This window comes from Kitasatospora sp. NPDC057015 (assembly GCF_042673745.1).
In the GTDB taxonomy this organism is placed as follows: domain Bacteria; phylum Actinomycetota; class Actinomycetes; order Streptomycetales; family Streptomycetaceae; genus Kitasatospora.
On record NZ_JBHUSG010000002.1, the window covers coordinates 66587 to 78548 of the forward strand.

Annotated in this window: 8 protein-coding genes; 4 read left to right on the top strand and 4 right to left on the bottom strand. The window is 76.7% G+C overall.

Features of this window, described 5'->3' with window-relative positions; all coding sequences use genetic code 11:
- Positions 1-131: 131 nt before the first annotated feature.
- Positions 132-1631, bottom strand: coding sequence for a M20 family metallopeptidase (locus tag ACFTWP_RS02245; protein WP_380261729.1), 1500 nt, complete (start codon positions 1629-1631; stop codon positions 132-134).
- A 1016-nt stretch (positions 1632-2647) separates the two neighbouring features.
- Between ACFTWP_RS02245 and ACFTWP_RS02250 the strand changes: the two genes are divergently transcribed.
- The 3 genes from ACFTWP_RS02250 (at position 2648) to ACFTWP_RS02260 (ending at position 5400) form a co-directional block, all read left to right on the top strand.
- Positions 2648-3691, top strand: a complete 1044-nt coding sequence (locus ACFTWP_RS02250) for an aldo/keto reductase (RefSeq protein WP_380261731.1) — start codon at positions 2648-2650, stop codon at positions 3689-3691.
- A 73-nt stretch (positions 3692-3764) separates the two neighbouring features.
- The gene (locus ACFTWP_RS02255; RefSeq protein ID WP_380261733.1) at positions 3765-4352 is read left to right on the top strand and encodes a TetR family transcriptional regulator; all 588 of its coding nucleotides are present in this window, start codon (positions 3765-3767) and stop codon (positions 4350-4352) included.
- 139 nt (positions 4353-4491) lie between these two features.
- On the top strand, positions 4492-5400 hold the full coding sequence (locus ACFTWP_RS02260; protein ID WP_380261735.1) for an ADP-ribosylglycohydrolase family protein: 909 nt from the start codon (positions 4492-4494) through the stop codon (positions 5398-5400).
- A 160-nt stretch (positions 5401-5560) separates the two neighbouring features.
- Here ACFTWP_RS02260 and ACFTWP_RS02265 read toward each other — a convergent pair whose 3' ends face one another.
- Positions 5561-5827 carry a GlsB/YeaQ/YmgE family stress response membrane protein gene (locus ACFTWP_RS02265; RefSeq protein WP_380261737.1) on the bottom strand — a complete coding sequence of 89 codons (267 nt, stop codon included), beginning with the start codon at positions 5825-5827 and terminating at the stop codon, positions 5561-5563.
- Between the two features lie 293 nt (positions 5828-6120).
- On the opposite strand from ACFTWP_RS02265, the gene ACFTWP_RS02270 reads away from it, so the two are divergent.
- Positions 6121-6981 carry an SAM-dependent methyltransferase gene (locus ACFTWP_RS02270; RefSeq protein ID WP_380261739.1) on the top strand — a complete coding sequence of 287 codons (861 nt, stop codon included), beginning with the start codon at positions 6121-6123 and terminating at the stop codon, positions 6979-6981.
- A 101-nt stretch (positions 6982-7082) separates the two neighbouring features.
- On the opposite strand, the gene ACFTWP_RS02275 is transcribed toward ACFTWP_RS02270, so the two are convergent.
- The gene (locus ACFTWP_RS02275; RefSeq protein ID WP_380261741.1) at positions 7083-10019 is read right to left on the bottom strand and encodes a poly(A) polymerase; all 2937 of its coding nucleotides are present in this window, start codon (positions 10017-10019) and stop codon (positions 7083-7085) included.
- Positions 10019-11761 (bottom strand): RNA ligase family protein, encoded by a 1743-nt coding sequence (locus ACFTWP_RS02280; RefSeq protein WP_380261743.1) that lies wholly within the window; start codon positions 11759-11761, stop codon positions 10019-10021. Before ACFTWP_RS02280 ends, ACFTWP_RS02275 begins: the two co-directional genes overlap by 1 nt.
- Between the last annotated feature and the right edge of the window lie 201 nt (positions 11762-11962).

Below are 11962 nucleotides of genomic sequence, written 5' to 3' on the forward strand. Positions count from 1 at the left end.
CCGCGGCGGGGGGCGGGGGGCCGGGGGGGGGGGGGGGGGGTCGGGGGGGGCCCCGGCGGGGTTGGGGCGCCGGGGGGGGGCCCCCGCCGGGGGGGGGCCCGGCGCCCGGCGGGGGGCCCCACCCCCGGGGCCTACGGCTTGGGCCGCTCCCGCAGCCGGGGCAGCGGGACGGCCAGCATCGCGGCCAGCAGGGCGATCCGCGGCGCCAGCTGGTCCACCCGGATGTGCTCGTGCCGGGCGTGCGGACCGGCGCCGACCGCACCGAGGCCGTCCAGGGTCGGCAGACCGCGCGCACCGGCGAGGTTGGTGTCGCCCGCGCCCCCGGCCGGCGCGCCGTCGAGCTGCTGACCGAGCGCGGCGGCCAGCGAACGGACGTGCCGCAGCAGCGGATTGCCCAACCGCTCGGGCCAGGCCGGCCGGCTGGAGAGCACCTCGGTCCGCACCCGCGCACCCGGACGCAGCGCGGTCAGCTGGGCGAGCTGGTCGAGCGTACGGCGTTGGGCCTCCGGGGTCGCGAAGCGCAGTCCCAACTCGGCCTCCGCGCGACCGGCGACCACGTTCGCCCGCGTCCCGCCGCTGATCCGGCCGGTGTTGAGCTCGGTACCCGGCTGGCAGGCCAGCCCCCGGACCGCGACCAGCTGGTCGACCAGCTCGTCCACCGCGGAGGTGCCCTCCGCCGCGTTGAGGCCGGCGTGCGCCTCGCGCCCGGTGACGGTCAGCCGCACCCGGGAACTGCCCCGCCGGGCGGTCTTCAGCCGGCCGTCCGGGTGCGGCGGCTCCAGCCCCAGCACGGCTGCCGCTCCGGGGAGTTGGCGTTCCACCAGCCGCCTGCCGTCCGGACTGCCGACCTCCTCGTCGGCGACCACCACCAGCCGCACCGGGCGGTGCGGACGCTGGCCGAGGTCCGCCAGCAACGCGAAGGCGCCCTCCAGCAGGGCGAGCCCGGCCTTCATGTCGAGCACGCCCGGGCCGCTGAGCAGCCCGTCCTGCTCGGTGACCGGCCAGTCCGCGAGGGTCCCGACCGGCCAGACGGTGTCGTGGTGGCCGACCACCAGGAGGTGCGACAGGCTGTCGTCCTCCCCCGCCCACTCCAGCACCAGGTGGTCACCGGCCGGACCGGGTTCGCGGCGCGCCACGGCGCCGGTGGCCTCGAAGCCCGCCACCAGTTCCTCGGCCAACGCGTCCAGCCGCGGCGCGTCACCGCTGGGGGACTCCATCCGGGCCAGGTCGGCGCAGCGCCGACGGACGGCTCCCGCGAGCGTCCGGGCCCGGGAGCTGAGCGCCCGCGGCAGACCGGGGAGCGCGGCGGTCGCACCCGCCCGGCCGTCCGCCTCCCCCGTGGCGGTCTGGAACGAGGACGCGGGAGCCGCGGCCCCCGAAGACCTGACCGGTGCGGACGGACCGACGGGGGTGACCGGCGCCCCCGTCACGGCTGCGGCCGACCTCGCCGGAGCGGCGGCGATCGACCTGGCCGGGGCGGTGGGCGCCCCCGGAGCGAGCGGGAGGGCCGGCGGGGCGGCCGGAGCGGCCGGGGCCGGGCTCACCGCGGGCACGACCGACGGCGAGACGACGGCGAGGGCGACGGAGGGTGCTACCGGGACGTCGGGCGGCCTGACCGCGTGCGGGCTCAACGGACGCCTCCCCGACCGCCGCCGGTACTCGACGGCCGGACCGGCGCACTCGCACCCGGTCGGACGTCCTGCCCGGGGGCCTTACAACGGAGGCGGAGCAGGGCGGCCGGTGGTCGGGGCGAACCGTGGGGCCCGAACGACCCGGGTGTGGTGGAACGGCTGGGCGGCATGCCTGGCAACATTGCGTCCTCCTCGCTCGATCCGGTGACCCCGGTCCGATCCGGTGCCCCCGTGGACGGCGGCTTCGGTGCGGCGGCGCAGTGGCGGTACCGCCGCAGGGGTAGCCGAGACGTGAGCCTAGAAGAACCGTTCGGCTTCCTGCGAGGTGGCCCTGCTCCCAGCACGCCGGTTCCGGACCCAGCCTCGGACGCCCGCCGGACGGTCGGCGGAGGGCGCACGGCGCGCGGGCCTGGATCGACGCGCGAGCGCGGTCGCCTGATCGCGCCCACCTCCACCATGGACCTCGCGCCCCGGATCGGCAGCGCAAACGGCCCGGGCACGCCCGATCCACGCCGGATGGGTGACACGAGGTCAGCGTCCGGTACCAGGCGCACCCCCGAACCGGCGGTTTCCGTCACGGGAGTTGTGGACCCGGAGCGGGTCGGCCCCCGGGCGAGCGCGAAGAGCGGCACCCGAGGCGTCCGGGCACGTCCGGCCGGGCCCGGACGCCGCGGACCCGGGTACGCGGCGCCGGCGCCCGCGGGCCCGAGCCGGGTGGACGACCGACGGGACGGCAGGGTCGCGGCCCGGTGCACGGTCGGGGTCGGGCGCCGGGGAGGGGCAGTGGATGGCCGATTTCCGATCACCGATGAGCGATCGCTGATGGGCGATTGCAGATTTCCGACGGGCGACGGGCGACGGGCGATGACAGACGGCCAATGACAGGTACGTGATGACAGGTACGCGATGACGAATGTCGGATGACAGATATTGAAATCTGTCATCCGACATGCCATAGTTGACATCGCCCGCCCCGGGCAGCTGCCAGCCACTCCGCCCCACCGCAGGGACTTGCCATGACCTCCTCCGCCCCCTCCGCCACCCCCGCTCACGCCCGCACCACGGTCCCCACCCGCACCCTCGGCACCACCGGCCCCACCACCTCCGCCCTCGGCCTCGGCTGCATGGGCATGTCCGACCTGTACGGCCCGGCGGACGAGGCCGAGGGCATCGCCACCGTCCGCGCCGCCCTCGACGCCGGCGTCACCCTCCTCGACACCGGCGACTTCTACGGCATGGGCCACAACGAGCTCCTCATCCACGAGGCCCTCCGCGGACGCGACCGCGACGCCGTGCAGATCAGCGTGAAGTTCGGCGCCCAGCGCGGCCCGGACGGCAGCTGGCTCGGGTACGACGCCGGCCCCGCCGCCGTGAAGACCTCGCTCGCGTACACCCTGCGCCGCCTGCGCACCGACCACGTCGACGTCTACCGCCCCGCCCGCCTGGACCCGCGCGTGCCGGTGGAGGAGACCGTCGGTGCGATCGCCGAGCTGGTGCAGGCCGGCTACGTGCGGCACATCGGCCTGTCCGAGGTCGGTGCCGACACCCTGCGCCGGGCCGCCGCCGTCCACCCCGTCAGCGACCTGCAGATCGAGTACTCCCTGCTGTCGCGCTCGATCGAGGCCGAGATCCTGCCCGCCGCGCGCGAGCTCGGCATCGGCGTCACCGCCTACGGCGTGCTCTCCCGGGGCCTGCTGAGCGGTCACTGGAAGGACACCCGCGACCTGCCCGGCACGGACTTCCGCGGCCACAGCCCGCGTTTCCAGGGCGACAACCTCACCCACAACCTGCGCCTGGTCGGCGCGCTGCGCGAGATCGCGGAGGCCAAGGGCGTCAGCGTCGCCCAGGTGGCGATCGCCTGGGTCGCCTCGCGCGGCGAGGACGTGGTCCCGCTGGTCGGCGCCCGTCGCCGGGACCGGCTGGCCGAGGCGCTCGGCTCGCTCGACGTCGTGCTCAGCCCCGCCGAGCTGGCGGCCGTCGAAGCCGCCGTCCCGGCCGGCTCGGCGGCCGGGGACAGGTACGCTGCGGCTCAGATGGCCGACCTCGACAGCGAGCAGTGACGACCACCGCCGGCAGCCGCCGGTACCGGCCCGGCGCGGCATGCCGTATCACCCCGTAAGGACGTACCTCCCCGTGACCACGGACAACGCACTCACTCCCGAGCAGATCCTGAGCGCGGCGGAGGACGTCCTCCGGCGGTACGGCCCGGCCAAGGCCACGGTGGTGGACATCGCCCGCGCGCTGGGCGTCAGCCACGGCAGCGTGTACCGGCACTTCCCCAGCAAGGCGGCACTGCGCGAGTCCGTGACCCAGCGCTGGCTGGACCAGGCGCACGACCGGCTGGCCACCATCACCGTCGAGCGCGGCGCGGCCGTCGAGCGGCTGCACCGCTGGCTGGCGACGCTGTTCGCCGCGAAGCGGAAGAAGGCCCTGGACGATCCCGAGCTGTTCGCCACCTACATGACGCTGGTCGGCGAGGCCAGCAGCACCGTCGAGGCGCACATCGAGACGCTCGTCGGCCAGATCGCCTCGATCCTCCAGGACGGCATCCACCAGGGGGCGTTCACCCCCACCCACGTCGGGACGGCGGCCCGCGCCGTGTTCCACGCGACCTCGAAGTTCCACGACCCGGCGCACGCCGCCGGATGGTCCGACCCGAAGGCCGAGGACGACTTCGAGGCGCTCTGGTCGCTGCTGCTCAACGGCCTGCGCGCGCACTGAGCGTCCTCGGGGGGCGACGCCCGGCGGGCGACGGTGAGACCGGGCTCCGACCCCGGCTCCGGACAAAAGCCCTCGCCGGTGACACGCCTCGGCGGTCAGACTGACCCGCACACCCGGTCGGTCCCACCAGGAGGACACCATGCACCCGCGCGCCCCGGTTCTCGACAGCCTGCAGGGCCTCGCCCTCGGCGACGCCTTCGGCGACCGGTGGTTCTCCGTCCCGGCCGACGAGGCCGCCGCAGGGCTGGCCGCCCGGGTGACCCGCAGGGCGCCGTGGCACTGGACGGACGACACCGCCATGGCGCTGGTGCTGGTGCGGCACCTGGTCCGTTTCGGCGAGGTGCGACAGGACCAGTTGGCGCGCGCCTTCGCGGCGGAGTACACCGCGGAGTACGGGCGCAAGTACGGACCGTCGATGCATCAGGTGCTGCGGGCGGTCCAGGAAGGCGCCGACTGGCGGACGGTCACCTCGGGGATGTTCGGCGGCCAGGGATCGCACGGGAACGGCGCGGCGATGCGGGTCGCGCCGCTCGGCGCCTGGTTCGCCGACGACCTGGACGTGGTGGCCGAACAGGCCGAACGGCAGGCGCTCACCACGCACTTCCACCCCGAGGCGGTGGCCGGATCGGTGGCGGTCGCGCTGGCGGCGGCGCTAGCGGTCCGCAGTCGGGGCCGGGCCGCGCCCGGCCGGGCCGAACTGCTCACCCGGGTCGCCGCGCTGCTGCCGGAGAGCGACGTGCGCTCCGGCCTGCGGGTGGCGGCCCGCCTCCCGGACGGGACGTCCGTCCGGCACGCCGCCGTGGTGCTCGGCTCGGGCCTCCAGATCTCGGCCCAGGACACCGTGCCCTTCGCCCTGTGGTCGGCCGCGAGCCGGTGGGACTCGCTGCCCGAGACGATCTGGCACACGCTCGGCGGCTGGGGCGACATGGACACCACCTGCGCCGTCGCGGCCGGTGTGGTGGCCGCCCGGACGGGTCTCGGCGAAGTGCCGGCGGCCTGGCTGGCGGCCCGCGAGGACCTGCCCGGCTGGGTCACCACCCCGGCCTGACCCGGTCCGCGCGACGCGTCCGCCCGACCCGGTCCGCCCGACTCGTCCACCCGACCTCGTCGGAACGGGCGCCGGTGCGGGCTCGTACAGCGGTGACCCGCCGGCCCGCCGGCCCGCCCGCGGACAGGCGGGCCGGTGGGCAGGTGGGCCTCCGCCCGGCTCAGCTGCGGGAGTTGCCGAAGAAGATGCGGTAGAGGATCAGCAGCACCAGAGCACCGCCGATCGCCGCGCCCCAGGTCGTCAGGTCGAAGAACTGGGCGCTGACCGGCCGGTCGAAGACCTTGGCGGATATCCAGCCGCCGACGAAGGAGCCGGCGACGCCGATGAGCGTGGTGACGACCAGGCCGCCCGGGTCGCGGCCCGGCAGCAGGAACTTGGCGACGGCCCCGGCCACCAGCCCCAGAACGATCCATGCGACAAAGCTCATGACCCCATACCTGCCCTCCGCTGCTCGACCCGTCGGGCCGGCCTGCCCGGTAGGACGCGGCCCCGGTCCGCCCGGTTGCAACGCGGCGGCACCGGCCGCAGAGCAGCGGCCGGGCTGTGAACGGCACCGGTACGGCAGCCGGCGGGCAGTGAACGGCACCGGTACGGCGGCGGTCGGCCGGCACCGGTGGCCAGGGACTCCGGCATCGGGCCACCGGACGGCCGTTCGAACGCCTAGGCTGTGCACGGAAAGATCACCGCCGGGCCGGGCAACGGCCCTGCGCGGAGCAGCCGATGAAGGCGGAGGTCGTCGTGGTGGAGCAGAGCCTGGAGCAGAACAGCGTCCGGCAACCGGAGGGCGCGCCCTCCGCGGACCTGCGGCCCGAAGTGCCCCACCCCGCCCGGATGTACGACTACTACCTCGGCGGGAAGGACAACTTCCCCGCCGACCGCGAGGCCGCGGAGCGCGCGCTGGCGGCGAACCCGGAGTTCAGGTCGACCGCGCGGGCCAACCGCGGATTCCTGCAGCGGGCGGTGCGCTTCGTCGCGCAGCAGGGCGTGGACCAGTTCCTGGACATCGGCACCGGTATCCCGACCGCCGGCAACACCCACGAGATCGCCCAACAGGTCGACCCGCAGGCACGGGTGGTGTACGTCGACAACGACCCGATCGTGCTGACCCACGCCCGCGCCCTGATGGCGGGCATGGGCCGGGGCCGCACCGACGTCCTGCAGGCCGACCTGCGCGACCCGGCCGGGATCCTGGCGGCCGCGCAGGTGCGCGAACTCCTGGACTTCGACCGGCCGGTGGCGCTGGTGCTCGCCGCGGTCCTGCACTTCCTGCCGGCGGAGGACAAGCCGTTCGCGATCGTCGAGGAGCTGCTGGCGGCGCTGGCTCCGGGCAGCTACCTGGTGCTGTCGCACGGCACCGCCGACTTCCTGCCGCCGGAGGTCCGCGACCGGGTCACGGGCGTCTACACCAAGGCGACGGCGCCGCTGGTGGGCCGCTCGCGCGAGGAGGTCCGGCAGTTCTTCGACGGGCTGGAGCTGCTGGAGCCGGGTGTGGTGACCGTCCCGCTCTGGCGGCCGGAGGAGGAGCCCGCCGAGGGTTCGGACCGGGTGAGCATGTACGGCGCGGTGGCCCGCAAGTCCTGACCGCCCCAAGCCAGTCGGGCCCCGGCCCAGCCGGGTGGAGCCGGCACGGGGCCGAGTGGGCCGGAGCCGACAGGCACGGGGCCCGGTGGGCCGGGGCCGGGTCAACACAAGGTCGGGACCTCGCCGCCCGCCCGCAGTTCGAGGACGACGCCCGGCAGGCCCCGGCCCCACCGTTCGGCGATCGCGGCGAACCGGGCGGCGTCCGGCGGGGTGCGGCCCAGGCCGATCGCGTACCGGACGGCGGCCGGACCGCTCTCGAACGGACGCGGCCAGGCGTGCGCGTCCGCAGCCCCGGCCTCCTCCAGCGCGGCGAGCAGCGCCCGCACCCGGCCGCGGCACCGGCCCAGCAGCGTCTCGAACTCCTCGGCCCCGTCCGGGCGCACGGTCAGCACCGCCCAGGCCGTGTGCCTGCGGTGCAGGGGCGGTGGCGCCAGCAGCGCGGGCCGGGGGTCGGTGCCGGTGGCCGCGGCCGATTCGAGGATCTCCCAGGCCCGGTAGAGCTCCTGGGTCAGCAGGTCCCGGGTGCCGTGTCCGACCTGCCGGGTGCAGCTGCGGACCGGGGCCGTCGGCGTGAACACCGACACCGGGTCGGTCGTCCGCCCGGTGAGGCCCGGCGGGCCGACCGGCTCACGCCAGTCCCAGGCGGCCCAGGCACCGAAGAACTCCCGTAGCAGCGCGTCCTCGGCGAGGGGCCCGGCCTCGCGTACCGTCCGGGCCGCGAGGACGGACCAGGCGAGGCCCGGCAGCGTCCCGTGGGCGGCCGAGTCGAGGCCGCGCGCCTTCGCCCAGCCCTTGACCTGCCCGGCCAGCCGGGCGAACCGCGGCCGGTCGGCGCCGAGTTCGGCCAGCAGGGCCTCGGCGTCGGAGACCGCGCTCAGTGCGATCGCGGCCGGCTCCCCCAGCTCGGTGCGGCGGGCGACCGCCTCGGCCGGGGCCAGGGCGCCGGTGGCCACCACGACCAGGTCGACGTCCAACCGGCCGACGCGGAACCGCAGTCCGGGCACCCGCGCGCCGGTCACGGCCCGCAGCCGGTTCGCGCCGGGCAGCGCGGCGGCGACCCGCCGCCGTACCTCGGCCGGATCGGCGGCGCCCGGCAGCGCGGCCACCAGGTCCAGATCGGCGTCCGGGAGCGCGCAGCCCGTCCGGCGCGAGCCGACGAGCTCGACGACGCCCTCGTCCAGCGCCTCGGCGAGCCGCCGTACGACCTCCCGGGCCCCGTCGTCCCCGGCCCCGTCGTCCCGGGCCCTCACTTCCCAGGCCCGATCCTCAGGGGCTGAACCCGCCGGGGCCCGCGGGGAGATGACCGGCGCGGGCGGGCCCTCCTCGTGCAGCCAGCGCAGTTCGCCGGTGCCCAGCGCGACGGTCGCCCGCGGGCGCATCGGCTCCTCGCCCCGGCGGGAGAGCAGGACGAGCTCCCCGACCGGGGCCGGCGCGGCGCCGAGCCGGGCCGCGCAGCGGGCGGCGAGCGCCTCGGCATCACGGGCCCGGCCCAGGGTCAGGTGCGGGGTGAAGCCGGCCGCGCGGCCCCCGCAGCTCGGGAACCGGCGTTCCAGGGCCCGCCGCAGCTCCGCCCAGGGCGCGGCGCCGGCGGCGGCCGGGTCGAGCCAGACCGTGCCGTCCTCGCGGTGCGGGAAGCTGCGGATCCCGTCCAGGACGGCGGTGAACGGCGGGATGTCGGCCAGGGCGGCGGTGAGCAGCGGCGCGGCGCGCTCGAAGGCGGACTCCGGTACGAACCCGAAGAGCAGGTTGACGTGCGGCGGCCACCGGTCGATCTGCGGGTCGTGGGCCTGGCGGATCTCCTGGAGCGCCGGCCACAGGTCCGCCGGCGGGAGCCAGGCCACCGCGGTGTGGGCGGTCGGCGGGAGGTCGAGCGTCTCGCCCCGGACGCCCTCGGCGCGGGACTCCCCGGCGGGGGCCAGGTCGAGGTCCACCTCGACGCCGTAGTGGTCGGAGGCGTAGAGCCCGTCCGGCGTGGGCGAGTTGCCGCGCAGGGCCGCCGCGACCGGCTGCGGCCGGCCCGTGCGCAGCAGGATCCGGTCCAGTCGGGAGGCCCGGCCGGACAGCGAGGAGACCGCGGCGAGCGGGTTGGCGGCCGGATCGAAGGTGGGGGTCCGGTCGTCGGGTCCGTGGACGTCCGTCCAGGCGTCGCGCAGTCCGAGCACGGCGGCGGGGCCGTCCGGGCCGTCGGAGCCGTCGTTGAAGTCGCCCAGCAGGGCCAGGTCGCCCTCCACCTGGGCCAGCCCCTCGGCGAGCCGGGCCAGTTCGGTCCGCCGCCGGGCCGGGCCGTTCTCGGTGTGGTCGCTGGTCAGGTGGGTGGCGGCCACCACCAGCGGGCCGGTGGCCGTCTGGACGGTGACGGCGGCGACGGCCTTGTGCGGGCCGAGCCGGTGGAAGCCGGCCTCCAGGACGGGGAGTCGGCTGAGCAGCAGCAGGCCGCTGTCCTCGACGTCTCCGGCGGCCGGATCGGTGCCCAGGGTGTAGCCGGCCCGGACCCAGCGGGCCTCGGCCAGCCGGGCGAGCAAGGGCGCCTCGACCTCCTGGAGGGCGATCACGTCGGCGTCCGCCGCCTCCAGGGCCGCGAGCAGCAGCGGGCGGCGGCGGGCGGTGTCGATCCGGTCGGCGTCGTAGCGGTCCCAGAGGGTGTTCCAACTGAGCAGGCGCAGCCCGGCCCGGCCGGGCGGGACGGGCGGCGGGACGGGCGGAGCGGCGCCGTCCGGGGGGTGCCAGCCGCGGGCGTCGTCCCAGACCTGCGGTGTCCGGGTGAGGAAGAACGGTGCCCGCAGGCGGCGCGGGCGCCCGGCCCGGCCGGCGGTGGTGCCGTCGAGGACGTCCAGGCCGGTGGCGCGGTCCCAGACCGTCTCGCCGTCCGCCTCGACGAACAGGACCCGGTGCCAGGGGATGTCGCCGCCGGGCACGAAGGCGGGCAGTGGCACCCGCTTCGGCGCGGCGTCGCGCCGGCTGACGCCGAGCACGAACCGGGCGGGGTCGAACCGGGCGTCCCAGCACACCTGGTGGTAGAGCTGCTCGCTGGTGCGCATCAGACCTCCCCGGCCCGCAGGACGCCGTCGACGTCCTCGACGGTGCCGCCGGCGCCGACGTACCAGGTGCGGTGCGCCTGGCCGGGGTAGGGCGGGCTGTAGCGGTGGAGCTGTCCGGTGAGCACCTCGGCCGGCACGGGGTGCGGCCGGACGGCGTTGCGGCGGGTCAGTTCCTCCGCGCCGACCACCATGACCGCGTGCGTGAGCAGGGCGCCGCGGCGGTGGGCGACCCGGTGCACCAGGGAGCGCTGGTGCTGGTTGAGGGAGGTGGCGTCCCAGACCACCGTCCGGCCGGGGGTCAGCGCGGCGTCGAGCCGGTCCAGGCCCTCGCGCAGGACGTCGCCGTTGGCCCGCTGGTCCGCCCGGGAGCCGCGGGCGCTGCGGAGGTCGTCGAGGGAGATCCGGGTGTCGACGCCGGCCAGGCGGGCGGCGAACCCGCTCTTGCCGCTGCCCGCGGGGCCGGTCAGGTGCACCAGGCGGGGGAACGCGCCGTCGCGCCAGCGCCAGCTCGCCGCCACCGCCTCCTCCACCGTGCCGGTCCGCCCGTGGGCGTGGGTCTCGCGGGCCTGCGCCCAGCAGCGGTCGGCCGCCTCGGGGGCGAGGTCGGCGAGGGCCTCGCGCAGGCCGGTGCGCAGCGGCTCCAGCGGAGCCTCGCCGGCCAGTCCGGCGTCCTCGGCGTGCAGCGCGGACCACGCGGTCTGCCGGCCCGCCTCGTCGGCCTCGGCGTCCGTACGCCCGGCCAGGGCGGCGGCGGCGACCGCGTGCAGGACGCCCAGGTCGGCGGCGAGCGCGAGCCGGGCCAGGCCGCCGGGCCGCTCGTCCTCCGGGTAGGGGCGGTGCAGCACGGGGTGGAGTCCGACCAGGTCGGCGACCCGGCGGGCCAGCGGCATCCCGAGCGGGGCAGCCAACCGGGGTGCCAGGGAGGCCCGGTGGGTGTCGTGCAGCAGGGCGGCGAGGACGCCGGCGAGGCGGGCGTCGCCCGAGCGCTCCAGCACGTCCAGCCGGGCGCAGGCGTCGGCCACGGCCGGCTCGGCGGGTGCGGGGTCGTGGGCGGTCAGGCCGAGCGCGGTGAGCAGGCCCGGGGTGTCGGCGGTGGCGCCGGAGCGCACCGCCCAGAGCGGGGCGGTCGGGCCGAGGCCGTTCTCCACCACGGCGGCGTGCATCCAGTGCGTGTCGGTCTGTACGTGGCCGGGGCGCACCCACTTGGCGACCCGCCGGGCGAACTCCGCCCGGTCGAAGCCCTCGACCGTCCGGACGACGTAGCCCTCCTGTCGTGCCGGGTCCGGGCGCAGGGCGCGCAGGGCCCGTTCGTCGAAGGTGCCGCGCCACAGGACCGGCGGGGCCGGTACGCCCAGGGCGCGAAGGAGGCGGACGGTGGTGTCCCAGTCGAGGCACTGCCCGCCGTCCCAGACCGAGAACCCGTAGAACCAGCTCTCCAGGTCGCGGTAGGGGATGGAGTGGCGGGCGAACATGTTCTCCCCGCAGATCCGCCGGCCCGGGCCGATCCGCGGGCCGATCCGGCCCTGCAGGGCCTTGACCCAGGTCCGCGAGGGGTGGTGGCCGGAGTCGAGGGACCGCGCGTGCAGGCCGTCGGCGTACAGGGTGGTGTTCTCCCCGTCGAGCTTCTCGGTGACCACCACCTCCCGGCCGCGCAGGCCGGAGAGGTCGCCGGCCCGTACGTCGTCCGAGGACGCGCCCGGCGACCAGGGCAGATGGGGTGTACGGGGGTACTGCGCGCGCATGACGGGCTCCGGACGACGGGGGGCGGGCCCCGGTCACTGTAGGAGTCCGCGCGGAGGGGATCCATCGAATAACCGGGCCGGTGGCCGGCCTCCCGCGACCGGCCGTCAGCCGGTGGCCCTCGGGTGGGCGCGTGGAGACGGTCGGCCGGCGACCGACCTCGGGCTGTGACCGGCCTCGGGCTGTGACCGGCCTCGGGCTGT

Excerpts from the sequence above, each read along its gene's own strand:
- ACFTWP_RS02250 (WP_380261731.1), top strand. The coding sequence starts at position 2,648 with ATGACCTCCTCCGCCCCCTCCGCCACCCCCGCTCACGCCCGCACCACG.
- ACFTWP_RS02260 (WP_380261735.1), top strand. The coding sequence starts at position 4,492 with ATGCACCCGCGCGCCCCGGTTCTCGACAGCCTGCAGGGCCTCGCCCTC.
- ACFTWP_RS02265 (WP_380261737.1), bottom strand. The coding sequence starts at position 5,827 with ATGAGCTTTGTCGCATGGATCGTTCTGGGGCTGGTGGCCGGGGCCGTC.
- ACFTWP_RS02270 (WP_380261739.1), top strand. The coding sequence starts at position 6,121 with ATGAAGGCGGAGGTCGTCGTGGTGGAGCAGAGCCTGGAGCAGAACAGC.
- ACFTWP_RS02275 (WP_380261741.1), bottom strand. The coding sequence starts at position 10,019 with ATGCGCACCAGCGAGCAGCTCTACCACCAGGTGTGCTGGGACGCCCGG.
- ACFTWP_RS02280 (WP_380261743.1), bottom strand. The coding sequence starts at position 11,761 with ATGCGCGCGCAGTACCCCCGTACACCCCATCTGCCCTGGTCGCCGGGC.